The organism is Limosilactobacillus oris DSM 4864 (assembly GCF_001434465.1).
Lineage (GTDB): Bacteria > Bacillota > Bacilli > Lactobacillales > Lactobacillaceae > Limosilactobacillus > Limosilactobacillus oris.
This window is the reverse complement of record NZ_AZGE01000015.1, coordinates 17,616-41,944: the sequence shown is the minus strand read 5'-3', so window position 1 is coordinate 41,944 and position 24,329 is coordinate 17,616. Positions and strand designations below refer to the sequence as shown.

The window sequence follows — 24,329 nt, the reverse complement described above, 5'->3', positions numbered from 1 at the left end:
ATTGAGCTATAAAATAGTTAAGAGGTTGAGTTAATTCCCAGTTAAAACTAGTGCGGCTAACCTTGCTGTCCCCACTCCTGCATTCCCTCAATAACGGGACGCAACTGTTGACCCCGGGGCGTCAGCGAGTAGCTGGTTTGGACCGGCACGGTAGCCGTTACCTTCTTTGCAATAATCCCCGCTGTAACGAGCTCCCTCAGTTGCAAGGCCAGCATCCGCCGGGAACAAGCTGGCAACAATTTTTCTAATTCGTTAAAACGACAATTCGGGTGTTCCAGCAGCATCATGATGATTGGTCCCTTCCACTTGCCAGCAATCTGCTGCAGAGTATGATCAATCGGGCAGTTATCAATTGCTTTGGCCACTTGTTTTTCCCCCTTTTGACATTAATTTTAGCACACACTAGCTAGTGAAAAATAATTCACGCCTTGTCTATCTATGATTTTAGGTTACTATTAGTAAGTAATAACCCTAAAGGAGGATGACTACTCATGAAATCAGAATTCAATCAACTGGCTGCCCAGCGGCGATCAATTTACGCTTTAGGAAAGAACGTCACAGCAACACCTGAGGAAATCTACGAACTGGTAACTACGGCAGTCCGCAATTCCCCAAGTGCCTTTAATAGCCAGACCGTGCGCGCCGTGGTCTTATTTAACCAGGCTAGTGATCAGGTTTGGGATATCGTCGAGGAAACATTGGCAAAAATCGTCACTGACCCAGCAGCTTTTGAAAAGACCAAGCAAAAAATTGCCAGCTTCCGGGCTGGTATTGGTACCGTACTCTACCTAACAGACACCAGCAGCGTGCACAAACTTGAAGAGCAGTTTCCCGCCTACGCTGCCAACTTTGCTCCATGGGCAGAGCAGGCAATTGGCGGGAGCCAGCAGGCGGTGTGGACAGCACTTGCTGAGCAGGGAATCGGCGCTAGTTTGCAGCACTATAACCCCCTGATTGACGACGCAATTCACCACGCCTTTGACCTCCCTGCCGAGTGGCAGCTCAGAGCGGAAATGCCGTTCGGTTCAATCGAAGCTCCCGCTGGTAATAAAGATTATTTAGATGAACAACAGGTATTTAAGCTCATTAAATAGGCACCGTGCAGTGAAGCTAGCCTGCTAGTAGCATTATCCAGCCGAATTACTCCCCTTGCCTCAAAGGCCCCCGCAAGTGACAGTTCAGTCCTTGCGGGGGCCTTTTTTATAGTAGGTTTGTGCCTACCGCCTTGCCTCACGGGTCCTAGTATCATTCAGGAGAAAGTCGTCCATGTACTGCTGCCGATACTGGGTCGGCGTTTGACCCAGCTGCTTTTTAAAACAACGCAAAAAATACTTTTCATCATTGAAGTACGCCTGATCCGCAATTAGCTTGAGGGGCAGGTTTGACTTCAAAAGGAGCCCGCAGGCAATGTCCAGCTTTTTCTGCAAAATCAGACGGGAAGCCGTCATCCCGGTCTCCTTTTTAATCAGACGGCTGACGTACCGATAGTTCATTTCAAAATGGTCGGCCAATCCCCGAACCGTCAAATCGGCATCCAGGTGACTGCTCAGCCAGTCAATAATCTCTGTCGCCTTAGGGTTGGCCCGTGTTAAATGGTGCAGCCCCGTAATAAAGTCATTGGTAATTTCAAGCATCAGCTCAGTAATCGCATACGACGGCAGCGCTTCCGTATAGTAGTTCCCGCGAATCAGCAGGAGGGTCTGCAAACACATCGTATTGATCCGGTTAAATTCCCGAATTTGATAGTACTGGGGCAAAATCACGTTATTTGCCAACCGTCCCAAATCGTAACGGTCACGGATTGCATCCGCAACGTGCTGGTAGGCAACCCGTTCTTCACTATCCTTAGGGAAAAACTGAATCCAATAACAGGTAACTGGGGACTCACCCCCCGCTAGCTCCAGCCGGGTATGGGGCGCCACTAGCAGACAGCTGCCCCGCTTGAGCACCTGCCTTTGCTGCCCCCAGCTCACCCGGCATTGACCACCAGCACAGATTAGCAATTCATAGGCGTCACCCAGTTCAAAGAGTTTGGACGCCTCTTCCCTGGCGAGGACTAGTTGGCCCGAAGCATAATGATGGAATGGCCGGTCACTATTAAAGAGGTATACGTCATGGTTACTTTTGTCCACTTTCACGGATATCCACCCTCACATTCATCTACTTTTTGGCGCTATTGGTTAGCTAAATCGACACTTATGTCCAAATTATAATTCATTTTACCACCTTTTCGTCCATTAAAACGGTTACATTTTCAGCTGTAAAAAGGTTTAATTATTCTTGTAAGTTGATTTAACCAATTAACTTGTCAGCGATTATTATAGCAGATTGACCGAAAGGAAGTTTTTTTATGGCAGTAATGAAAAAAATGGCGAACGGCCTGTATTGGGAGCACGCTGCCGAACAGGTTCTCATCCAGCCGTGGGGTAAGGACAGCCTACGTTTCCGGGTAACTAAAAACAGTCACTTTACACCCGACCAAGACTGGGCACTAGCCTACTCTAAGGAACACACTGGCAGCTACGACCAAATCAAACTCGACGAAGAAGCCAACAGCTGTGCGATCAGCAACGGCAGCATCACCGCCAGCATCAACCGCTTTGGCTGGTTAACCATCACCAACCAGGATGGCAAAGTCCTCTTGGAAGAACGCTGGCAGGTCAAACCGGGTGGTAAGAAAACCAGCCCCCTCGGCATCCCCGGCCGGGAACTTAAACCGATTATCGGTGGGGACTACCAGGCGACCCTGCGCTTTGAGGCCTTTGACGACGAAAAGATCTACGGGATGGGGCAGCGGCAGGAAAAGCAGCTCAACTACAAGGGCTGCATCCTCGAACTTGCCCAGCGGAATACCCAGGCAACCGTTCCCTTTGTCCTCTCTAACCGGGGTTACGGCTTTCTGTGGAACAATCCCGCAATCGGTCAAGTCACCTTTGCCAATAACGAAACTAAGTGGGAAGCCCGGGACACCGACCAACTCGACTTCTGGGTAACGGCCGCGGACTCGCCAGCCCAAATTGTCGAAAACTACACGGCCGCCACCGGGAAGGTCCCGATGATGCCAAAATTTGCCAGCGGCTTTTGGCAATGCAAGCTCCGTTACAAGACCCAGGAAGAGTTGCTGAAGGTGGCCCACGAGTACAAGGACAAGGGCCTGCCCATCAACGTGATCGTCATTGACTTCTTCCACTGGCCAAATCAGGGTGAATGGAAGTTTGACCCCAAGTACTGGCCGGATCCAAAGGGGATGGTCGACGAGCTAAAGCAGATGGGGATCAAGCTGATGGTTTCCATCTGGCCGACCGTCGACGTCAACAGTGAAAACTATGACGAGATGAACGACAAGGGCTACCTCGTCCGGTCCGAACGGATGTACCAGGATTCTTACCACTTCATGGGCAACGAAACCTTCTTCGACGCCACTAATCCGGGTGCCCGGAAGTACGTCTGGGACAAGGCTAAGCAAAACTACTACGACAATGGCGTGCGGATGTTCTGGCTCGACGAAGCGGAACCGGAGTACGGCTTCATGTACGACTTCGACCACTTCCGCTACTACCTGGGTCCCGCCCTCAAGCTCAGCAATGTCTACCCGCTTGACTATGCCAAGGCCTTTTACGAAGGTCAGAAGGCCGCCGGGCAAAAGGACATCGTTAACCTCGTCCGCTGTGTCTGGGCCGGCAGCCAAAAGTACGGGGTCGTCCTCTGGTCTGGTGACGTCCACTCAACCTTTGAGTCGCTGCAAAAGCAGGTGGTCGCTGGACTAAACGCAGGCCTCTCTGGTATTTCCTGGTGGACCACCGATATCGGTGGCTTTACCGGTGGCAACGTCCATGACCCGCAATTCCATGAACTGCTGACCCGCTGGTTCCAATTCGGGACCTTCTGCCCGGTCATGCGCTTGCATGGTTTCCGGGAGCCCGCAGAACAGACGATTGAACACGCCGACCGGATGTTCAACCAGCCATTTGGTAGCGGGGCCTTTAACGAAATCTATAAATACCCGCGGCCAACTTACGAAATCCTGCGCAAGTACCTCTTCATGCGGGAGGCCATTCGCCCGTACGTCATGGAGCAGATGAAGAAGGCCCACACAGACGGCACACCGGTCATGCGGCCCCTCTTCTATGACTTCGCTAAGGACGGCCAGACCTGGGATATTTCGGACGAGTACATGTTCGGCCCGGACGTTTTGGTTTCCCCAATTCTTCACGCTGGTCAGACCAAGCGGGACGTTTACCTGCCAGCGGGTGAGGACTGGATTGATGTCAACACTAAGCAGACCTACCAGGGCGGCCAGACCGTCACCGTTGATTGCCCAATTGACACCCTGCCCCTCTTTACCCGTGCTAGTCATCCCCTCGACAGTTTGCTCAACTTCACCGTTCCTGCTGAAAAGGACTAGGGGGTGGCAGTCATGAATAAGCAAAAGACAAAACAAGTCAACCTCGACGCCGGCCTGCCCGACCTCTCAAAATGGGTTATCTTTTCCATTACCTTTGGCTTTCTCGGGATCAACATGGGTTTCTCACTCCAAAGCTCTCAAATGAGCCGGATTTTCCAGTCAATCGGGGCCAACCCGAATAGCCTCGGCTTCTTCTTCATCTTTCCCGGCCTAATGGGAATGATCGTCCAGCCATTAATTGGGAAGTACTCTGACCGGACTTGGAACCGCTTTGGCCGGCGGATGCCCTACCTCCTATTTGGGGCACCTATCGCGGCCCTGGTCCTGCTAATGCTGCCGTTCTCTGGCTCCCTCGGCTTCGGCTACGGTTCGATGGCCGCAATGGTCTTTGCTGCCTTTGCCGTCTGCTTCATGGACCTCTTCAACAACATTTGTATGCAGCCCTTCCGGATGATCGTCGGTGACATGGTGAACAACAAGCAGAAGAACTTCGCCTGGTCCCTCCAGCAAATCTTCTTCAACGGTGGGGGCATCCTGGCCTCCCTGCTGCCCTTTATCTTCACTGCTTGTGGAATGCATAATACGGCGAAGCGGGGAGTAGTGCCGAATACCGTCATCTACGCTTACGTGGTCGCGGCGGCCGTCCTGCTGATTACCAGTATGTGGACCGTCTTCAACGTTAAGGAATACGATCCCCAGACCTACGCTAAGTACCACGGGATCAATCCTCAGGACAACCAAAAGTCCGTCAGCCTCTGGCACCTCACGAAGGTTGCTCCCCGGGCCTTTTGGGAACTCTGTCTGATACAGTTTTTCAGCTGGGTCGGCATCATGTATGTTTGGACTTACGCAACCGGCACCCTCGCGAAAAACGTCTGGCACACGACTGACCCCACCAGTGCCGGCTTTCAAGCGGCAGGCAACTGGTACGGAGTCCTCACCGCCATCCTTAGTATCGCCGGAATCTGCTGGGGCTTCCTCTACTCCCACGCCAAGACGACGACACGGAAAAAGTGGTACGCCACCGGCCTCGTACTCGGTGGAATTGGCCTGGTAATGGTCTCCCTGGTTCACAGCCAGTGGCTGACCGTGCTTGCCTTCATTCTCTTTGGAATCTGCTACTTTACGATCCACACCCTGCCGTTTACCCTCCTGACCTCTTCGCTCAACGGTGAGAACGAGGGCGCCTACATTGGGCTCTTTAACATCGGCATTTGCCTCCCGCAAATCGTGGCGTCCCTGCTCAGTTTCGTCATCTTCCCGTTAGTTGGTCACAGCCAGCCGATGATGATGCTGATTGCCGGCCTCTCGCTCTTTTGTGCCGCCATCGCGGTCCGGGGAGTTCACGAGGGGGTCGCTGTCAAAGGTTAAATCGAAAAAATCAAATCGATTGAAATAACAAAATCGCCTACTGCGGTCAAAGCCACAGCAGACGATTTTAATTTTTAAAGTTGGAAAGTCAATATTCGGAAGACAGCCCGGCTGCTATTAATCGTGCTATCCTGCTACCGAGCCGTTTTTACCGCAATGCCTGGAAGAACTTTTCGCGGACCTCTTCGGAAATCCCCGTCGCGGCTAATGACCGTAACGGCATATTCGCGGAAATCGCGACCCAATCCTTATCCGCCATCATCGGCTTCAAGACCTCATACAAGCCGGAGGACTTTAACGCGGCCTGTACCTTTGGATCCGTGTCATTCCAAAGGTCGCCGAGGTAGGTATCTTCCGTCACCGTCCCCAGCGGGTTAACACCAATCGTCAGCTTAAACTGGGCAGTGAGGCGGATGTCACGGGAAGAGCTGCCGACCATGATCTCGTACTCGCCATTGTCGGCTTCCCACTGCTCTTGAGCAACGTTGTAGTAACTAAAGGCCCGGCGCGGCAAGGTCAACGTAACCGTCTGGCTCTCACCCGGCGCCAGTGCTAGCTTCGTGAAGTCCCGCAACTCCTTAACCGGCATTTCAACCCGGCTGACGTGGTTGGCAACATAAACCTGGGCGACTTCCTTGCCGGCTACTTGGCCGCTATTGGTAACCGTAAACCGCACCTTCACATCATTGCTCTCTTCACTCACCGTCAGGTCACTGTAAGTAAAGTTCGTATAGCTTAGGCCGTGCCCAAATGGGAAGCGAACCGGCATCTCATGCAGGTCATAGTAACGGTAGCCGACAAAGATACCCTCATGGTAATCCTCTTCATCATGATCCTTGGCAAAGGTTCCATAGGTCGGGTTATCCTGCACGCGGAGCGGAAAGCTCTCGGAAAGTTTTCCTGACGGGTTGACCTTCCCCGTCAGGATGTCCCAGGTGGCCTCCCCGACCGCTTCTCCGGCCAGGTAGGTTTCCACGATTGCTGGTACCCGGTCCGCCCACGGCATTTCCACTACGGACCCGTTTTGCAAAACTACGGTGATGTTGGGGTTGGCCTCAATGATTTGCGTCAGGAGCTCATTTTGGTTGGCTGGCAGGGCGATGGAATCCTTGTCAAAGCCTTCCGTTTCCATGCTCTCTGGGAAGCCGGCAAAGAAGATTACCCGGTCACTCTGCTTAGCCAGTTGGACAGCCTCCGTGGTCAGTTCCTGGTCCGGCGCCGTCTCGGCAAGGCGGTAGCCAGCAGCATACTTTGCACCAGCAGGAGCCGCAGCCAGCGGAGTAACTACGTGATGGGCATTAACGTGAGAACTCCCACCGCCCTCAAAACGTGGTTTAACGGCTAGCTCCCCAATTACCGCCAGCGACTCGCCAGTCTGCAGCGGTAATTGCTGGTCAGTATTCTTCAACAGGACAATACTATCGTCAGCCACCTGCCGGGCAAACTCGTGCTGTTCTTCCTTATCGTACTCAGCTGGATGGGCAACATCCTTGCCCCAGCGTTCAACCATCTTGAGGACCCGGAGAACGGACCGATTCAGCGTTGATTCCTGCAAGCGGCCCTCCTTGACTGCTTGCACGATCTCGTCGACCGATGCCTGGCCCTTGCCCGGCATCTCCAGGTCCAGGCCGGCCTTGATTGCCGCCACGTGGTCCGCCACGGCTCCCCAGTCAGACATGACTAGCCCCTGGAATCCCCACTCGTTCCGGAGAATTTCCGTCAGGAGCCGCTGGTTCTGTGAATTGAGAGTCCCGTTGAGCCGGTTGTAAGAACACATCAAAGTTGCCGGCTGGGCCTCCTTGACGATCCGCTCAAACTGGGCAAGGTAGATTTCCCGCAACGCCCGTTCATCAATGTTGGACGAGGAGGTAAAGCGCTGGTTTTCCCGGTTATTCGCCGCAAAGTGCTTGACGCTGACACCGACGTCCTCCTCTTGAACGCCCTTGACGTAAGCAACGCCCATCCGCCCCGCCAGCAGCGGGTCTTCAGAGAAGTATTCGAAGTTGCGACCTGCCAGTGGACTCCGCTTGATATTAACACCGGGGCCCAACAAAACTCCTAAACGTTCCGCATTGGCTGCAATTCCCAACTGGTGACCTAAGCGGTAAAGCAGCTGGTCATCGAAGGAACTGGCCGTCAGGGCTGACGACGGGAAACAGACCGCGTCAACGGAGTTATTAATATCTGTCGGGTCCACATCAATGTCCTGTTTCCGCAAGCCAGACGGCCCGTCCGACATCATCATTCGGTTAATCCCCGGCACCTTGGCGGTAAACCAGAAGTCCTTACCGGAAACCAGGGCCGCCCGTTCCTCTAAAGTCAGTCCCTGGACAAACTGCAAATCAACTTTTACCATTCCTGTCACCGATCCTTTCTGTTTCCTCTACCTAAATATCTTGCGGAGCTAACCACTTTTTGTCAACTACCCGCTGGAGAGCCCAGCAGTCCCACCCGTACCAGGCCGGTTCGTTGATGGTGTCGATATTTAGCTTATAGGTCCAGTAGATGTAGCCAATCCCCTGGTTCCAGGCGTCCACCTGGGTCTTCCAAAGGGTTTGGTAGGCATGTTGCAATTCTTCCTTGCTCAAGTGCGTGGCCCCGGCAAATTCCTGTTGGGTCGGGTTAATCCCGCCATTCGTGTCGACCCCAGCGGTATAGGAATTAAATAGTGACCATTCACCGGTCACAACTGGCACAACCTTATTCACCGCGGCAATCTTCTTGCCAAAGTCCGTCATCGTTTTTTCGTAAGCCGTCAGCGAAAGATCGTGGTTTTTCATTTCCGCCATCATCAGGTACTGGTGGGTGTCCAAAACGACGTTCTCAAAATCATTTTGCTTGAAAAAGTCTTCCCACTTGTCAATGTCAAAGCCGTCGTGAAACATAATCACCTTGTCAGCCGGCAGGAGTGGCCGCAATAAGTCATAGCAGTCCCGGTAGTACTGGTACAGGAAGTCAAAGGTAATTGGTGCACTGCCAGCTGCCTTTGCCGGGTCCCGCGGTGGAAAGCGCCGTTGCATATCATTAAACATCGCCGCCGTTGCAGGTTCATTAAGGACTTCAATCCCGTATAAGCCCGGCCGCTTGCCATAGCGTTCCGCGAACCGCTTGACGACGCTTTTTTCAAACTCAACCTCGGTCGGCTCACTCGCCCACTTGCAGACCCCGGAAATTCCACCGTTGTCAAAGCCATTTTGGCTATCCGGCGCGGTATGCAAATCCAGCAGGATCTTAATTCCGTACGCTTCTGCCCAGTTAAAGGCGCGGTCGACCTCGGCAATTGCCCCGATAAACGGTGCCCGGTCGCCAAAAACAAAGTACGGAACTGGCAGACGAACCAGGTTAAAGCCAAGACTGGCAATCCGTAAAAAGTCTTCTTCCGTAATAAAGTTCGCCCGGTGCTGGCTGATTCGGGCCTGGTAGACAGCGGCCGGCAGGTCTTGGGCCAGGTAATACTCGTCGTCGGCTGCCGTTCCATCAAACAGGTGCGGTGACATCCACTTTTCTAGGACAAGCCAGCCGCCTAAGTTAACTCCTTTAATCTTTTCGTTCATTTTCTGTTCACCCCGATTACTTAGTGCAACGAATCATCTGAATAAATACACAGGCAATAATGGCAAAGGCGATCGCTACTGGGAAGACCAGTTGGTAACCAGCCGCAGCCACCAGCGCGCTGGTTACGATTGGCCCCGCTGTCTGGCCCAAAGTCGTCGCCATGTTGATAATCCCGAGGTCTTTTCCGGCTTCCTTCTTTGATGGCAGGACGTCCACGTTGAGCGCCTGGTCGACGGCACCGTAAACGGCGTAACCTAACCCGGCAAATCCGGCGAACAGCATCATCGAACTTGGCGACTTCATGACCCATGGCAAGAAGTAACCGAGGGCCAGCAGGAAGGACGCAACGATTACCGGCACTTTCCGCCGACCAATCTTATCGGAAATGGCACCGGAAGCCAATGAACCAACCAGACCCACGATCATTGTAATCACTGACATTACCGAAATTGTTGCCGCGGCGGCTTTCTTTCCTTGGCCAATGTACATTTCCAAAATATAGAGCTGGTAGTTCAAAATCATGTAGTAGCTAAAGATCAACAGGGTCCGGCCAACGAAAGCTAGCCAGAAGTCCCGGGCACCCTTCATCGGCGGCCGGAACGAGAGCATGAATTCCTTCAAACCACCCTTGACCGGCGCCATGTCCTTAGATGACTGTTCACTCGGCCAAACGATTACCGTAGCAAGGCCGGCAATTCCCATCAGAACTCCCGCCGAAATAAAGCCGGGGATCTGAATAGTGATAAAGTAGGCACCGACCAGCGTACCGATGGACGTCCCCACGGTCGTTCCCGCGGAGTAAAAGGCCGACATCGTTGCCCGCAGGTCATCTGGAACCCGGTCAGACAGGGTTGCAATCACCGGTGCGATAATCGCGTTCAGGCCGAACATACAAATGCAGTACATCAGCCCCATCAGCCAAACATTGTCAAATACCCCCGTCAAGAACAGGGTTACACCACCAACGATTCCCCCGCCAACAATCCAGGGTGTCCGGCGACCATACCGGGACCGGGTCCGGTCGGAAAGGTTACCGAAAAGCAGGTTTGAAACCAGCGACGCAATCGCGGTAACCGCATTAATAATTCCAAAGATAGTCGTAGCCTGAGCACCACCGACAACATCCTTCAGGTGCTGTGGCAGCAGGACTGCCGAAACAATCCCCAAACCACTCATCCACAGTAATGAACAAACAAAGAATGATAGTGAGAAGCGGACTCGCTCAGCTTTAGAAATGTCCGCTTGTGCTTTTTGATGTGCGTTTTGCATAATTTTCCTCCTATTAAGCGTTTTCAATTCCATTCAAAAAAATTTATTGTTCTTCAATGATTTTGACCGCCCACGGCTGGAGCGTCATTTGTTCACCCGCTGCCACGGTCTTCCCGCCGAGCAGTTCCGTTCCCTTTACCGGTACGGTCACCTGCTCCTCATCAGCGGAATAGTTAAAGATAAAGTCAATTTGCCGTTGTTCTTCGTTGATGCCAGATTTAACAATTACCGGGAAATGAGCATCGTAGTTCGGTACGAGTCCTACCTGCTGGCAAACGTGTTCGACCAGCTTAGCAATGACAGCCGGGTTGGCCCAGCAGCCGAGGTACCAGGTCATCCCCTGACCATACTGGTTTTCCGTAATGGCGGCATATTCCTTCCAATGGTTGTCATAGCCAGCGAGGACCTTCGCCCCATCAGAAATCAGCAGTTCAGCCCACTGGTCAATCGTCGGGTCAACGTCTTGAAAGATTCCAGAACGGTCTGCAAGCTGCTCGCCATTCGGGTCAACAAACATTTCGTAGTGGGCACCGACAGCCTCACTGATAATCCCCGGCTGCTGGCAGGTGCGGACCTTGACGTGCTCATCCGTCACCCCGTCCTTGAAGGTGTACAGCACGTGTCCCCCCTGGCGAACGTAATCGTTCAGCCGTTCTAAGAACTGGTCATCAGTGACGTACAGCATTGGCACAACGACCAGGTCATACTTCGACAGGTCAATAGTCGCCGGATTCAGGATATCCGTCCGAATGTTTTGCCGGTAAAAGGCGTCGTACAATCGCCGGAAGACGTCATTGTACTTGTCCTTGCCAATTCCAAACTCCATCCAGTTGCCGCTCGTTGCTGTCAGGCTCTCGTTGTCGACCACAAAGGCCACCCGGGAGTTGATCTTGAGGTTCACCAGCTTAGGTGACAGGCGTTGGAAGTCGCGACCAACCTTCTTGGCCTCGTTGTAAACCGGGTTCGGTGCAAAATCATGGCTCAGCAAGCCCTTCCAGTAAGTTTCAAAGGAGTTATGAATGGAGTGCCAGTGCCAATATTCAACCATGTTAGCCCCGCTCGCCACGTGACTAAAGGCGAGTTGGTAGAGCTGGCCCGGGTAGGGCGTCCAGGTCTTAAAAGCCTGGGCCTGGGTTTCCAATACCAGGTAGTTTTGCATTTTAATGCTCCGGGCCTCATCCCCAGCAAACGATAATTCTGCCCCAGTCAGCTGTCGTTGGGACGGGTGGTAAACATCAATCCCAATCACGTCCAAGCAGTTTGCTGCCGCGAAGTGGTTGACGTCCGGCTGGATACCAAAGGAGTAGCCCCGCCATTCAAAGTCAAAGTTATGGGTAATGAATTGTCCCTCATGCTTATACTCATTGACGATCCGGGCCTGCCAGGCGAGGTAGTCCGTGACCAGCTGCCGTTGGTACTTAGCAAACTCACCGGCCAGACTGCCATTGATTGCCCCGTTCACCGACGGAAAGTCCTCCCAGGCGTTAATCCGGTTCGACCAATAGTCAAGTCCAAAGTCGTGGTTAAACCGGTCTAAGTCGCCGTCATACTTTTTCTTGATAGCCTCCACAAAGCCCCGCTGAACATTCTTGCTAGAAGTTCCGTAATGCTTCGTTTCGTTATCGATCTGGTAACCAATCACGTTGTCATACTTAGCCGTCACCGCCAGCATGTGCCGAATCACCCGCTCGGCATAGTAGCGGTACACCGGACTGGTGATGTCCATGATCTGGCGGGCGCCGTAGGGTTTCCGCTGGCCGTTATTTTCCACCAGGACCTCGGGGTACTTTTTAGCTAGCCAGGTTGGAAAGGCATAGGTGGGGGTTCCCACAATCACGTTCATCCCCGCCGCCTTCATTTTGTCCAAAACATAGGTGAGCTTAGTAAAATCAAACAAACCGTCCTGGGGCTCATAAGTACTCCAGGTACTTTCACCGATCCGAACGACATTGATCCCCGCATCCTGCATCATTGAAATATCCTTGTCGATCCGGTCATAGGGCAGGTACTCAAAGTAGTAAGCCACCCCATACAAAAGCTGTTTCATCTCAAGTAGTCCTTTCTGTCTGTCCATTTTGAAATCGATTTCATTTGCGACGCTTTTATTATCGTGTTAATGTAAGCATATTCACAGCGTCTTATTTGGGCAAAATTGTCCCTTTTCGAGGTAATTACTAATGGAACCATATCATTCGCAAACATTGAAAAACGCTCTGCGCCTTCCCGCCCTCAGCTGGCGGCTAACCTTCTTTGGCGGCCACTCCCAGCAGGTAAAGGCGGGGTGGCATATCGGAACCGAGCGTCACCTGGCCTTTGAACTGATACAGATTCTCGCCGGGTCCGAACGAGTTCACCTGGCCCAGGACGCCTTTGTCCTAACTACCGGGGATATCCTAATCATTCCCCCGAACCTTGACCATGACATCACCTGTCTTCAAGACATGTCCTACTTTAATTTTCACTTCGGCCTCGACGACCAGGAACTCAGTACCCGGCTGATTGAGCGCGGGTTGATTTACTATCCCCGCTCGACCCAGCAAAATAAGGAGCTGGTGCCCAGTTTGACGGAACTCTGGCGGCTGATCCGCCCCGATATGCAGTACGACTTTGACACGAAGCTCAAGGTGCAAAAGTTTTTCACCGACTTTTTAATCACCCTCAACCGGCAAACCACGATTCGGGAACAGGCAACGAGTCTGACCAAGCTCAAATACGCCGGAATGATTGCCAGCGGTCTCCAGCAACAGCTGAAAAAGCAAATCTTTGACTTCAACCACCACGGCATTGACCCCCGGCTGACTGCCGCTTTAACCGTTAAAAAGGTTATTTCAGAAGCGCAGATCAGCCTCAGTTATGGTTCGGAGGTTTTTAAAGACGTTTACGGCGTCTCACCCCGTGCCTACCTTTCCGAACTAAAGCTCGTGGAAGCTAAACACCTCCTGCTGATTCCTGATTACAGCATTCTGGCAATCAGTACCGCGCTCGGCTACAACGAACAGTCACACTTTGCCAGGCAGTTTAAACGCTGGACTGGGATGACGCCCAACCAGTACCGCAACCGCAATCGTTAGTCCCGGTTGTGAACGCTGTAATAGGCGAATTTCCCGACAGACTGGTGCTGGTACGCGTCGACCGCTCCAATAAAGTTAAACAGCCCCGTAAAGCCGCCAATTTCTCCGGGCTCGCCGTTGACCCCCTCATCGGAGAGGTAGGCCAAATCGTAGCGACCGCCTAACTGCTGCCATTCATCCTGGGAAGTAAAGCGGTAAGCGACTACCACTTGGCCCTCGTTATAACGGAGCCGCACCTCCACGCTCTCGTCAGGGACCGGAACCTCGTCAAGGTAATAATCAATCCGCTGGCCCTGTTTAGCCTGGAGGACACGCAAGACCGTTTCCCGTTCATTATCTGCTTGCACTAGACGGACATAGAACCAGTTATTAGCGTCATAGTACAGACCAACGCCCGCTGTTTCTGAGTAATGATCGGGGTGAAAGGTCACCTTTGTCTGCAGGTTATAGTGCAATGAAGTTGCCCGGGTTCCCATAATCGAAGGCGCCACCTGGGAGAAGAGGGAATTCCGACCGCTGATCAGCAGGTGCCCGTTTTGAACCGTCACCCAGTCACTGCTTTGCCCGTGGTAAGGGGTCATAAAGCGGTGGTCATAGTGGTCGGTAGCAAAGTGGTCCTCGACGTCAAAGGCTTGCCGATCCTGCTTGACCGTTCCCGGAACCGTCACCGTTTCTTTCGCCAGGTTGCTGCCATCGGCCAGTTCCAGCCAGCCCTCCTGGGTCCAACGCATCTCTTGCAAGGCGGTTTCCCGTCCCAGAGGGTTAAGTTTTTGGCCTGGTAACGGTCGTGAAGTTAAGTGGGCCATGTACCAACGACCATCAGGAGTTTCTACCAGCGAACCGTGACCGGATTTTTGCAGCTTAGAGTGTGGGTTATACATCTCAAAATGCCCCGCATCTGGATCACCCAGCGAGAAAAGGTGGTGGGGTGACGAAGTGATGATTGGTTCACCAGTCGGACCTGGTTCGTATGGTCCAAAGATCTCCTTTGACCGGCCGATTTCCACCCCGTGAGCGTAGCCGGTCCCGCCGGAAGCCAACAGCAAATAATAATAGCCATCGTGGCGGTAAATCTGCGGTGCTTCGACACATCCCCGGGTAGTAAAGCCCGTGGCCACGCGGTGCCATTCATGAACCCGGCCGCTCGGCAAATCAACTTCCGCGATCACGATGTGGCCTGGGGCCTGGTAGCCTTCCCGTGTTTCCCATTCCAACACGGCCGCATAGTGCTTGCCATCTTCGTCATGGAAGAGCGAGGGGTCAAAGCCAATCGAGGTCAGGTATGCCGGCTTGGTCCAGGGCCCCGTGATCTGGTCCGCGGACATGATGTAGCTCTCGGCATTAAACTCGCGATCAGCCATGTTTTGAATGTGGCAGAAAGCCAGCCAGTATTTTCCGGTCTGCTTGTCGTATGACAGGTGTGGCGCCCAGATTCCCGCCGGGGTATTAGTCCCTTGGAGGTCGACCTCCTCATCGTCTAAAGCGTAGGTAAGCAGCTGCCAGTTAGCGAGGTCGCGCGAATGAAAAATTTGAATCGCCGGCTTCCAGTGAAAAGTCGAGGTGGCAATGTAATAATCTTCACCTACTCTTAAAATTGACGGATCCGGGGCCATCCCGGGAATAATTGGATTTTTAATTACGCTCATTGTTTACTTCCTTCCTTTTAGCAAATAAACACTGCTATAATAGTCTTTGTAAGTTAGTGTGTTCAATAAATTAACTGTAACGATAGTATATTGTATCCGCTTTCAGGTCAATATAATTAGGCGCTTTAGTTCACTTGTGAATCCTCTTAGGTAAGAATTGTAAGGTTGGTGATTGATGATGGATAACCTGCACCACGAAAACGTGGTCGTTAACACCAGTATCGGGATCCGCTTTTGGCGGTCGGAGGTCAGTACCCGGGGATACGTCCCCTTCCACTGGCACAGCAGCATTGAGCTTAATTATGTTCCAAAAGGGCGGCTCGATTATACGATCAATGGTCAGACCGTTACCGTTACTAAAAACCAATTCATTGTAATCCCCTCGGGCGTGGTTCATGCCGTAGCCAACCAGCCCAACATCGGCTATGTCTTTCAGATTCCGTTACGGGTCATTGAGCCCTACATTGATCACCCCGAGCGGGTTAGCTTCATCAATAACCAGGTTGCCAGTCCGGCCTATGCAACGGCCTTAACCCTCATCAAACGTCTCGGCACCCTATTGATTAAGCAGCCGCCCGCCTTTCGTTTCGACAGCCAGGTCGCCTTCGTATCGCTTTTAAAGGTGCTTTTTACCGAGCTTCGTGATCCCGATAGGCAGGTCGCCAATAGTGACAGCGTTAAACAGCTGCTGATTTTCATCAATGATCACAGCACCGAACCGCTTTCCGTCGCCGCACTTGCCCGTGAATTCGGTTATAATCCTAACTACCTCTCCCGCCGCTTTAAGCAGCAAGTCGGCATTTCCCTGATCCACTATATTTACCTGGTCAAGCTCAACCACCTTTACAACGACCTCGTCAACACGGATACTGACATCAGACAGTTATTCCAAAAGAACGGTCTGACCAATCCCCGGACCGCCCGTAAATTTTTCCGGGAAATGTTTGGCAGGCTCCCCAGTGAAGTTCGCCAGCAGAAAAACAGCACGCGGCCGACCGAAAAGCAACCCTAGTACCGACTGCCGGGGCTGACACTTCCGCCGTAATTTACAACCTTATCCAGAATAAATAAGCGCCCTCCCAAGCTCGGTTCTACCGTACTCGGGAAGGCACTCCTTGATTTTGGTTTCAATAATAGGACTTATAGCACAGCCCCTGCTATAATTAACCTTAAAGGATGTGATCTAATGGCAAAGTTGAATTATAAACACGTTTTACTCGCAGGCGTGAGCGCGGGGGTTATTTCCGGCCTAGTCAAGTTGGGCTGGGAAAATATTCTCCCGCCCCGGACACCAGAGCGCAATAAAGTTAACCCGCCGCAAAAGCTCTTGCAGCAGCTCGGCGTTCCCGCGGCGCTTACCCAGGCAACTTACTGCTATTCAGGTGAAGACCTGCCATGGGTCAGCTACCTGGTGCACTTTGGCTTTTCAATTAGTTTTGCGACTGCCTACGCCGCCCTGCTGGATGAAAAGGTTCGGAGTTTAACCCTTGGAGAGGGGATTCCCTTTGGCCTCGCGGTTTGGGTCGCCTTCCACCTGGTGATTATGCCCGCCATGAAGACCGTTCCCAGCGTCCACGACCAGCCGTGGGAAGAACACCTTTCCGAAGCGCTGGGCCATGCCGTTTGGATGTGGACCAACCATGAGATTGCCGACGAAGTTCTTCGCCAGTTAAAGCAAAAGTAATCAAATTCCCACAAAAACAGCAACAGGCCGTCAACGCCCGGTTTTACCGAGCATTGACAGCCTGTTTATTTTTATCCTAATCCCAGCTATTCCGCAGGGTCATCAACTGGTGGCTGAGGCCCTTGGTCTGGTCATATACCTGGTGGTAAACCTTGTACAGGTCATTGTACTTGGCGACCTGATCGGCTTGTGGCTGGTAGGTCTTGCCGAAGTGAACGAACTTCTTCGCGCAATCTTGCAAGGAATCATACCAGCCAAGTCCTACAGCAACCAGCATGGCGGCCCCCAAGCCAGGGCCTTGTTCGTTGGTCAGGGCCACCACCTTCTTGTTGAAGATGTTCGCCTGGAGCTGGAGCCAGAAGTCACTCTTGGCACCTCCACCGATGGCGACCACGGTATCGAAGTCCTGCCCATGCTGGTCGTAGATATTCAAAATATCCCGGAAGCTAAAGGTAATCCCCTCAATTACGGCCCGGACAAAGTCATACTTATTCTGCATACTGTCCACGCCGATGAAACTCCCCCGGATATCGGCATCGGCGTACGGGGTCCGCTCACCAACCACGTACGGGGTAAAGAGCAATCCGTTGGCCCCCAATGGTCGTTGGGAAGCCCGGTTGACCATTTCCGTAAAGTCCTCGTCCGCCGCGAAGGTGTGCTTAAACCAGTTCAGCGAGTGACCAGCCGCCAGGGTAACCCCCATTGAGTAGTAAGTGTCGGGAATAGCGTGACACTCGTACTGGAGGGCCCCGTGGTAGTTGACGTTAGCGTCCGGCTCGTATTTGAGTACCACCCCAGAGGTCCCGATACTGGACATCACCATGTTGGGCTGGAGGATGCCGGCACCAACCGCCCCGCAGGCGTTGTCACCGCCACCGCCAAAGACCTTGGTTGATGTTTTCAGGCCGGAGAACATGGAATAGTTGTCCGTTACTGTCCCCGCCTCGTCAATCGACCGGATCAGTGGTGGGCACATCGACATTGGAATATCAAAGGCGTCGCAAATTTCCTTGCTCCAGGTCCCCTTCTTGATGTCGTAGAGAACCGTTCCCGTGGCATCAGAGTAGTCAATGGCCTGTTTGCCGGTCATCATGAAGCGAACGTAGTCTTTTGGCAAGAGGAAGCTCTTTGCCTTCGCCCAGATGTCGGGCTGATTTTCCTTGACCCACAGCAGCTTTGGCAGGGTAAAGCCTTCCAAGGCCCGGTTACCGGTAATGTCGATAAACTTGTCGCCGAGTTTTTCCCGAATCTCTTCACACTGTTTCGTCGTCCGGGTATCGTTCCAGAGCATTGCTGGCCGCAGAACCTGGCCGTTTTCGTCAAGCAGGACGAGGCCGTGCATCTGACCGGAGAAGGAAATCCCCTTAATTTCCTCCGCCTTGAGGCCGTCCCGGAGGATGAGCCGGTCAATGGCGATGGTAGTTCCGTATAGCCAGTCACGGGGGTCCTGTTCACTGTATCCCGGGTGGGGCTGGTGGAGGTCATAGCCGTAACTTTGCTGGGCAGCAATCTGACCTTCCCTGTCCATGGCGGAAACCTTGACGGCACTGGTCCCGAGGTCAACGCCGATTACGTATTCATTCATCACATTCATTCCTTTCTGCAAAAAGGGCCGGGGCAAAGTTGATTGCCTCGGCCCTTATATTAGCTGACACTACTCATGCTGTTAATATTTTTAGTGAACATTTCTTGGATTGATAGTTAGTAATTGTTATTACATGTAATTTCGCGGTTTTGAGGTGAATTACTTAGCAAGAGTTTCAATCATGTAGTGGTTGATCGTGTCCTTGATTTCTTCCAGGTGGTCAGACTGAGTTGCGGCCCGCAGTTGTGCTTGTGGAGTATCAATAACCTTAGCTTCAAGGCTCTTGAAGTCTTCCTTGCTGTCTTCGATTTCCTTGCCCAGACCTTCGTCCCAGCTAGCGTAACGAGTCTTGAGAACGTCGTCGATGAAGCCGTCTTCCTTCATGGCAGCAGCAACCCGCAGACCTGCGGCAAAGCTGTCCATGCCGACAATGTAACCGTAGAAGAGGTCTTCTGGCTTGAAGGAAGTCCGCCGTGGCTTAGCATCGAAGTTCAGACCACCACGAGGGCCGATGCTACCGTTTTCGATAACTTCCCACATAGCAGCGGTAGTTTCGTACAGGTTGGATGGGTATTCATCAATATCCCAGCCAATCAGCTTGTCACCCTGGTTAGCATCCAGAGAACCAAGCAGGCCAGCTTCACGGGCAACCCGGATTTCGTGCTGGTAAGTGTGGCCGGCCAGGTTAGCGTGGTTACCTTCAAGGTTGAGCTTGAAGTCCTTGTCCAGGCCGTATTCACGCATGAAGTTGATAGTTGTTGCGGCATCAAAGTCGTATTGGTGCGTGGTTGGTTCCTTTGGCTTTGGTTCCAGCAGCATTTGAGCGTCGAAACCAATTTCGTTAGCGTAGTCCTTTGCCATGTGGAACATCTTGGCAATGTGTGATTGTTCACGCTTCATTTCGGTGTTCCAAAGTGATTCGTAACCTTCACGGCCGCCCCAGAAGACGTAGTTCTCTGAGCCAACCCGCTTACCAATTTCCAGACTGTGCTTCAATTGGGCACAAGCGTAAGCGTAGATTTCGGATGATGGTGCAGTACCAGCACCGGACAGGAAGCGAGGGTTCGTGAACAGGTTGGAAGTGTTCCACAGAACCTTCATGCCGGTGTCCTTTTGGTATTCCACAATCTTGTCAACAACCTTGTCCAGGTTCTTGTTGGTTTCACGCAGAGTGTCACCTTCTGGAGCCAAGTCCCGGTCGTGGAAGCAAAGGAAGTCAACGCCTAACTTCTTGTAAAATTCAAATGCGTAGTCCACCTTGGCAAGTGCTTGGTCCATCGGGTCACTGTACTTGTCATATGGACGAGTAGCAGTTCCGTCACCGAATGGGTCAACCAGCCGTTGGTCAAAGGTGTGCCAGTAAGCAACTGAGAACCGTAACCAGTCCTTCATCTTCTTACCTAAGATTACTTCGTCTGGGTTGTAGTATTGATAGAACAAGCCGGACTTCAGACTCTTGTGTGGGCCTTCATATTTAATGTCACCAATGTTTTCCCATAAATCAGCCATAATTAATAGCCTCCTGAAATGATTTAGTTTGTATAAACAACTAACTTACAAGTCTTAATATACTCCCCGATTTTTGTTTTGTAAACCCTTTCTTGGTAAAAGTTCAAAATTCGTTGTTATTTTCACAAAACGAAATTGGGTCCGCAGGCGGCTGACGTCGGTCTCTGAAATGACAAGCGGGCAAAAAACAGGAAGCATGGTTATGCTTCCTAGCAATTTAATGTGAATTAATATCTACGTTTGTTAATCCAGCGGAAGATTTCGTCGTAGATCTCCCACTTCCGGTTCATTTCGTTCAAGATCTCGTGTATCTGGAACGAGTTGACGTGACGCTATTTGTCCTTGAAGCTGATTAGGCCATCCTTCAGACCCTGGAGGTAGAGGATTGTCGGTGATCTTCTGAATATGGTCGCGGAGGAAAACATTGCAGTCGTATTAGACCGGGTAGCTGGCAATAGGTCAAAGTGGCCAGCGTATTCCGCTAGCCCGTGCGCGATAATTACATTGGCTTGCGGGGTGGCCCAGGTTGGTAATCGTGTGGAGCTGTGCGTCGGAGATATTATAGTCAATCATCGCTTCTTGTTGTTCACTATAAAAACTCATTCCAAGATCTCCATTTCTACGATCAGATTTCGAAAAAGTTTTTCACAAAAACTAATAAATACTTTTGGATAAAAACTTTTATTGAAATAAAAGGCCTGCAATCTGTTTTTCACAAAGTGCAGGCTGAGAAATTTATTAAATTTGTATGGTGGGCTAGTAAAGCTGGATGCCATCGAATACCCACAGATTAGGAATCGCCGTCACCTGCCGGATAGTGTCGGAAATATCTGCCAGGCGGGGGTTAGGAAATACGGAACCCGTAAACTCCGACTGCCCAATAGAATGGAATATCGTCAATTGCCAGGTTCCGACATCAGTAACAAAGTCTTCCCGGTCGTGGGGGTGCCGGAATTTTGCAGCCACCATTCCCAAGACAGTTTCCGCTGTATCAGCATCAATCTGCTTTTCGATATGGCGAACCTCGCCGATGCCATCTTCTGCTGAGAATACTACCCGACCATCCGCAAAAATCGTCAGTACTTGGCCAACCTCCTCGCCCCGCTTTGGTGGCGAAAAGAAAGAAAAATTTTCTGAATCGAGTTGGATTTTGGTGATGTCTTGCATAGGGGCTACCTCCTCCATCTAAACGAGAAATCATTATTGTCACTACCATCCCACCGGGGTCGACTTTGTAAAATTGCTTCAACCTGCGCTATATCAGCTAAAGGAATGAATATTTGAGCTGGTTCCTGAGATTGATTAGCAAAATCATAGCGATTAATCTGCAGGAAGCCATCATGGGTGCAGTTACGGTAGTTTGCCACAAAGCCCGCATATCGCTTGGTATCCAGTGTGGTAACCCGAACTTTAAATCCTGAAATATCAATCGGACTACGCTTGAACGTAAGTGGATAACGGTGATAGCAACGCCCGTTAAAGCGATAGAGTATCAGCTGGTTATAGTCCACGTATGTTTCAATAGTCGCAGGAAACTGGCCCCTTTGGAGGAACATCATCTGACCACAGACATCGAATAAGGACAAGTCGCTGCCCTCTTTCTCATGTTGTAAGAATGGGGCAGCCAGCTTTATACGTCACCTGAAAAATCATTCGGGTGCGGTATTTCTCATCAACGTGGGCATACTCCGGGAGTCTCTGCCAGTCCATTGAAACAACGACATCGTCATACTCTTCATTCTCGACGTATATCGCTACTTGAAGTGCCTTATCATTAATAATCCACACCGAGCCATCCTGAAATTCATCGGAACAACTATCATAATAGTTTCGTTTTGATAGCCACAAATTGGTTTTCAGCATCAGCGATTCAATCTTAAAGTGCTCAGGCAAGTGTGGTGCTAAAATAAATGATCTTTCAACGCCAAAAGAGTCATCCGTTGCATTTACTTCGCGCGTTACATCAATCACATCGAAGGTCAAGCGCCGACCATCCGCATCCAGCCAAAAGTTCCCTACCGGTGTTTTTAAAGTTACTGCAACCTCTTTTCTCATCTTGCTCACCCTAACTCAACGGCCACGGTTCTAATTTATACGCCATTTTCCTCGACCTGAACCAGCAATTAAGTTCCTTTATGGAAAAATGCCGAACATCCTCACCATCACACAAACAATAATAGCCATCCTCAAAAAATAACGAGGCCTCAAGCCACCAATTGTATTCTGGATCAGCGCCGAGATCATAACTGGTCTGCCCATAGAAAAATAGCGTCAACTTATAGCCCCAAGTTGGTTCGAAAAAAACCTTAAGGTGGTCAGGATCTTTTCTTTCTACATTAATTATGTGGGCATCATGAAAGTAGCCAGTAATCTCCAATAGGTTCTCAATCCCTGTTGCTCCCTTCACCTCTACAATCTTTTGATAGTTGTATTGCTTGTCCAAATGGATGCATTTCTCTAAAAGCTCCGGTGAAATTTGCTCTGCAAGTTGAGACGCACAGTAGCCACTTAGGAAATTTACAATCCCCTGATTTTTAGTTTGAATCCAATCATCCATCCCCGAATCAATTAATACTACCCGAGTTTGGATTTGTCGGCTTGGTCCGGTATGGTAAAGGTTTACGTTAATTAGGTGATTTTTATCCGCATCAAGCACAACATAGTGAAAATCATAGGGATCCTGCTCAGAACCGTAATAAGCAAAAATCATCCCCCGCCAAGTTTTTTTCGTTTCGTCACTTATCCACGCATACATAGTTTAGGAAGCCTCCTAGTCTAGACTTCAAGTTCTAGGACCAATTACTACAAATCCTCGCTATCTTTGTCCATTATTTCTCGCTCATAAGCCCGGCGTATTTTAAGCCCTAAATAGAAAATCCGCCGACATTGCCACTCATACTTTCTGGGGTCTGAACGAGTATACACGATAAACGCCTCCGCATCATCTTCATATGCCAGAGCTTGTAGATTATTTGGAGTTACCCCATAACCGTAAAAGTAGCAAACTGATAATCGATACAAAATATCTGCCATAATCGGGCCATCTTGTTTCTCACTACCTAAATATTTTCCCGCCAACTTGTAATATTGCAATGCTTGTCGATAATCCTGCTTAACATACTTACCTAAGAAATACGCCTCACCCATTAAAAAGCAAGCTTCTGGACTGCAACGTTTTGCCGCTTGCTTATACCACAAAAAAGCATTCTTTTGATTTCCTGCCCGGGCATACCGCTTTCCCTTCTCCAGCATCTTATTGGGATTCAAAGCTCGCATTCTTTCATAATTCATCTTGATTCCCCATGTCACGTAGCTTACACATTTCAGAAAGCCTTTTTATGGTAATTATATTAGTCTGCTGGATATGCTGACAAGTCATTTTCTGGCATTTCATACACGATAAATCTACCAAATTTATGCAAACTTGCGTGAATTTGCAGATTTGTCCTATGTCATTTGCTGAAATGGAGCAAAGTAAAAAACAGTGCCTGGTATCTTGCCAAACACTGCTTTCGTACTATTCAAGTTCCTGCTTATAAATATCCGTCCACTTGCAAAGTGCGTACTGTGGCAACGAAATATCATCTTCTTGCTTTGCATCATCAAAGTCTTCCGTCCCAGCAAATAAATCTAATTGCTGACTAGAATGCTGAACCGTTCCAGTAGGGCCACTTTGATTCAGAATTGACTCAAAGGTGTATTCCATGCGTCGTACCTTGCTAGGCTGGCCATTCACCGCTTGCCATTCACTAAACACAATTGGCGCTCCCGTGTCAGTAATTCCCTTGAGTGTGTCCCCCTGCGCCATATTGGCCCGGATAATCACTTGAGCACTCTTCAGAACATGGTCATTAACCCGTCCCTTAAAGTCATCGACAGTGATTCTTGAATAGGTCTGAGTAAACGTCATCATCATGTTCATCACGAGCATCTCAACATTGTCTTCAAGGTACTCAATTCCGTATAACGTTGATAATGCGACCAGCGCGTTTGTATTAAAGGCACTAGCAGTCTTGCTTTGCTTGGCGGCAACCTTGAGTTTCCGCTTCAAGAGTTCGGTTAAGAAGGCACCTTCACCAGCAGACGGTTCTAGAAAGGTGGCGTGCAGGTCATTAATCTTGGCCGTTATTTCTGGTTGGTCGAGCATTAGGTCGACTACCCGCTTAGGCGTAAAGACCTCACCATGGTTCTTCACCCGGTCGGCAGATTTGATTATTTTTTCATCACTCATTAC

The 24,329-nt window shown here is 50.9% G+C and carries 21 protein-coding genes; 6 read left to right on the top strand and 15 right to left on the bottom strand.

The genetic code is table 11. The annotated features are described in order from the left end of the window. Positions 1-56: 56 nt before the first annotated feature. Positions 57-365, bottom strand: coding sequence for a winged helix-turn-helix transcriptional regulator (locus tag FC49_RS06320; RefSeq protein WP_056984572.1), 309 nt, complete (start codon positions 363-365; stop codon positions 57-59). 126 nt (positions 366-491) lie between these two features. Between FC49_RS06320 and FC49_RS06315 the strand changes: the two genes are divergently transcribed. Next, the gene (locus tag FC49_RS06315) at positions 492-1,094 is read left to right on the top strand and encodes a nitroreductase family protein (protein ID WP_003712762.1); all 603 of its coding nucleotides are present in this window, start codon (positions 492-494) and stop codon (positions 1,092-1,094) included. A 123-nt stretch (positions 1,095-1,217) separates the two neighbouring features. On the opposite strand, the gene FC49_RS09935 is transcribed toward FC49_RS06315, so the two are convergent. After that, positions 1,218-2,138 (bottom strand): helix-turn-helix domain-containing protein, encoded by a 921-nt coding sequence (locus tag FC49_RS09935; RefSeq protein WP_156402472.1) that lies wholly within the window; start codon positions 2,136-2,138, stop codon positions 1,218-1,220. A 212-nt stretch (positions 2,139-2,350) separates the two neighbouring features. Between FC49_RS09935 and FC49_RS06305 the strand changes: the two genes are divergently transcribed. Together FC49_RS06305 and FC49_RS06300 are read left to right on the top strand one after the other, a co-directional pair. Continuing rightward, positions 2,351-4,405: a glycoside hydrolase family 31 protein gene (locus FC49_RS06305; protein ID WP_056984571.1), complete on the top strand. Its 2,055-nt coding sequence runs from the start codon at positions 2,351-2,353 to the stop codon at positions 4,403-4,405. A gap of 12 nt (positions 4,406-4,417) precedes the next feature. Continuing rightward, positions 4,418-5,776, top strand: a complete 1,359-nt coding sequence (locus tag FC49_RS06300; protein WP_056984570.1) for an SLC45 family MFS transporter — start codon at positions 4,418-4,420, stop codon at positions 5,774-5,776. Positions 5,777-5,924: 148 nt separating this feature from the next. On the opposite strand, the gene FC49_RS06295 is transcribed toward FC49_RS06300, so the two are convergent. The 4 genes from FC49_RS06295 to FC49_RS06280 are packed head-to-tail and all read right to left on the bottom strand — an operon-like array spanning position 5,925 to position 12,647. Then, the gene (locus tag FC49_RS06295; RefSeq protein ID WP_056984569.1) at positions 5,925-8,132 is read right to left on the bottom strand and encodes a glycoside hydrolase family 3 C-terminal domain-containing protein; all 2,208 of its coding nucleotides are present in this window, start codon (positions 8,130-8,132) and stop codon (positions 5,925-5,927) included. A 31-nt stretch (positions 8,133-8,163) separates the two neighbouring features. After that, positions 8,164-9,330, bottom strand: a complete 1,167-nt coding sequence (locus FC49_RS06290) for a glycoside hydrolase family 5 protein (protein WP_056984568.1) — start codon at positions 9,328-9,330, stop codon at positions 8,164-8,166. A 16-nt stretch (positions 9,331-9,346) separates the two neighbouring features. Then, positions 9,347-10,600, bottom strand: coding sequence for an MFS transporter (locus tag FC49_RS06285; RefSeq protein WP_003716061.1), 1,254 nt, complete (start codon positions 10,598-10,600; stop codon positions 9,347-9,349). Positions 10,601-10,643: 43 nt separating this feature from the next. Next, a complete protein-coding gene (locus FC49_RS06280; protein WP_056984567.1) occupies positions 10,644-12,647 on the bottom strand; it encodes a beta-galactosidase in 2,004 nt (667 codons plus the stop codon). A gap of 130 nt (positions 12,648-12,777) precedes the next feature. Here FC49_RS06280 and FC49_RS06275 point away from each other — a divergent pair, with 130 nt between their 5' ends. Continuing rightward, positions 12,778-13,671 carry a helix-turn-helix domain-containing protein gene (locus FC49_RS06275; protein WP_056984566.1) on the top strand — a complete coding sequence of 298 codons (894 nt, stop codon included), beginning with the start codon at positions 12,778-12,780 and terminating at the stop codon, positions 13,669-13,671. Here the strand turns inward: FC49_RS06275 and FC49_RS06270 are convergent. Then, a complete protein-coding gene (locus FC49_RS06270; protein ID WP_056984565.1) occupies positions 13,668-15,317 on the bottom strand; it encodes a glycoside hydrolase family 43 protein in 1,650 nt (549 codons plus the stop codon). The genes FC49_RS06275 and FC49_RS06270 overlap by 4 nt on opposite strands. 175 nt (positions 15,318-15,492) lie before the next feature. On the opposite strand from FC49_RS06270, the gene FC49_RS06265 reads away from it, so the two are divergent. Continuing rightward, positions 15,493-16,329 (top strand): AraC family transcriptional regulator, encoded by an 837-nt coding sequence (locus FC49_RS06265; RefSeq protein ID WP_056984564.1) that lies wholly within the window; start codon positions 15,493-15,495, stop codon positions 16,327-16,329. Positions 16,330-16,503: 174 nt separating this feature from the next. Further along, the gene (locus FC49_RS06260) at positions 16,504-17,001 is read left to right on the top strand and encodes a DUF1440 domain-containing protein (RefSeq protein ID WP_056984563.1); all 498 of its coding nucleotides are present in this window, start codon (positions 16,504-16,506) and stop codon (positions 16,999-17,001) included. A gap of 76 nt (positions 17,002-17,077) precedes the next feature. On the opposite strand, the gene xylB is transcribed toward FC49_RS06260, so the two are convergent. The 8 genes from xylB to FC49_RS06215 all read right to left on the bottom strand — a co-directional run bounded on the left by xylB (position 17,078) and on the right by FC49_RS06215 (position 24,326). Beyond that, positions 17,078-18,586, bottom strand: coding sequence for a xylulokinase (gene xylB / locus FC49_RS06255; protein WP_056984562.1), 1,509 nt, complete (start codon positions 18,584-18,586; stop codon positions 17,078-17,080). Positions 18,587-18,745: 159 nt separating this feature from the next. Further along, entirely contained in the window at positions 18,746-20,095 is a 1,350-nt protein-coding gene (gene xylA / locus FC49_RS06250) for a xylose isomerase (protein ID WP_056984561.1), read from the bottom strand. A gap of 459 nt (positions 20,096-20,554) precedes the next feature. Continuing rightward, positions 20,555-20,698 carry a hypothetical protein gene (locus FC49_RS09930; protein ID WP_156402471.1) on the bottom strand — a complete coding sequence of 48 codons (144 nt, stop codon included), beginning with the start codon at positions 20,696-20,698 and terminating at the stop codon, positions 20,555-20,557. Positions 20,699-20,851: 153 nt separating this feature from the next. After that, positions 20,852-21,262 carry a hypothetical protein gene (locus FC49_RS06240; protein ID WP_056984559.1) on the bottom strand — a complete coding sequence of 137 codons (411 nt, stop codon included), beginning with the start codon at positions 21,260-21,262 and terminating at the stop codon, positions 20,852-20,854. 435 nt (positions 21,263-21,697) lie between these two features. Further along, complete coding sequence (locus FC49_RS06230; RefSeq protein ID WP_056984557.1) at positions 21,698-22,150, bottom strand: hypothetical protein; 453 nt, start codon at positions 22,148-22,150, stop codon at positions 21,698-21,700. 10 nt (positions 22,151-22,160) lie between these two features. Beyond that, complete coding sequence (locus tag FC49_RS06225) at positions 22,161-22,850, bottom strand: hypothetical protein (RefSeq protein ID WP_056984556.1); 690 nt, start codon at positions 22,848-22,850, stop codon at positions 22,161-22,163. Between the two features lie 47 nt (positions 22,851-22,897). Then, the gene (locus tag FC49_RS06220) at positions 22,898-23,386 is read right to left on the bottom strand and encodes a tetratricopeptide repeat protein (protein WP_056984555.1); all 489 of its coding nucleotides are present in this window, start codon (positions 23,384-23,386) and stop codon (positions 22,898-22,900) included. A 226-nt stretch (positions 23,387-23,612) separates the two neighbouring features. Then, on the bottom strand, positions 23,613-24,326 hold the full coding sequence (locus FC49_RS06215; protein WP_056984554.1) for an N-6 DNA methylase: 714 nt from the start codon (positions 24,324-24,326) through the stop codon (positions 23,613-23,615). Between the last annotated feature and the right edge of the window lie 3 nt (positions 24,327-24,329).

Bases quoted from the DNA above. Each gene is read 5' to 3' on its own strand.
- FC49_RS06315 (WP_003712762.1), top strand. From the start codon at position 492: ATGAAATCAGAATTCAATCAACTGGCTGCCCAGCGGCGATCAATTTAC.
- FC49_RS06305 (WP_056984571.1), top strand. From the start codon at position 2,351: ATGGCAGTAATGAAAAAAATGGCGAACGGCCTGTATTGGGAGCACGCT.
- FC49_RS06300 (WP_056984570.1), top strand. From the start codon at position 4,418: ATGAATAAGCAAAAGACAAAACAAGTCAACCTCGACGCCGGCCTGCCC.
- FC49_RS06295 (WP_056984569.1), bottom strand. From the start codon at position 8,132: ATGGTAAAAGTTGATTTGCAGTTTGTCCAGGGACTGACTTTAGAGGAA.
- FC49_RS06290 (WP_056984568.1), bottom strand. From the start codon at position 9,330: ATGAACGAAAAGATTAAAGGAGTTAACTTAGGCGGCTGGCTTGTCCTA.
- FC49_RS06285 (WP_003716061.1), bottom strand. From the start codon at position 10,600: ATGCAAAACGCACATCAAAAAGCACAAGCGGACATTTCTAAAGCTGAG.
- FC49_RS06280 (WP_056984567.1), bottom strand. From the start codon at position 12,647: ATGAAACAGCTTTTGTATGGGGTGGCTTACTACTTTGAGTACCTGCCC.
- FC49_RS06275 (WP_056984566.1), top strand. From the start codon at position 12,778: ATGGAACCATATCATTCGCAAACATTGAAAAACGCTCTGCGCCTTCCC.
- FC49_RS06270 (WP_056984565.1), bottom strand. From the start codon at position 15,317: ATGAGCGTAATTAAAAATCCAATTATTCCCGGGATGGCCCCGGATCCG.
- FC49_RS06265 (WP_056984564.1), top strand. From the start codon at position 15,493: ATGATGGATAACCTGCACCACGAAAACGTGGTCGTTAACACCAGTATC.
- FC49_RS06260 (WP_056984563.1), top strand. From the start codon at position 16,504: ATGGCAAAGTTGAATTATAAACACGTTTTACTCGCAGGCGTGAGCGCG.
- xylB (WP_056984562.1), bottom strand. From the start codon at position 18,586: ATGAATGAATACGTAATCGGCGTTGACCTCGGGACCAGTGCCGTCAAG.
- xylA (WP_056984561.1), bottom strand. From the start codon at position 20,095: ATGGCTGATTTATGGGAAAACATTGGTGACATTAAATATGAAGGCCCA.
- FC49_RS09930 (WP_156402471.1), bottom strand. From the start codon at position 20,698: ATGAGTTTTTATAGTGAACAACAAGAAGCGATGATTGACTATAATATC.
- FC49_RS06240 (WP_056984559.1), bottom strand. From the start codon at position 21,262: ATGCAAGACATCACCAAAATCCAACTCGATTCAGAAAATTTTTCTTTC.
- FC49_RS06230 (WP_056984557.1), bottom strand. From the start codon at position 22,150: ATGAGAAAAGAGGTTGCAGTAACTTTAAAAACACCGGTAGGGAACTTT.
- FC49_RS06225 (WP_056984556.1), bottom strand. From the start codon at position 22,850: ATGTATGCGTGGATAAGTGACGAAACGAAAAAAACTTGGCGGGGGATG.
- FC49_RS06220 (WP_056984555.1), bottom strand. From the start codon at position 23,386: ATGAATTATGAAAGAATGCGAGCTTTGAATCCCAATAAGATGCTGGAG.
- FC49_RS06215 (WP_056984554.1), bottom strand. From the start codon at position 24,326: ATGAGTGATGAAAAAATAATCAAATCTGCCGACCGGGTGAAGAACCAT.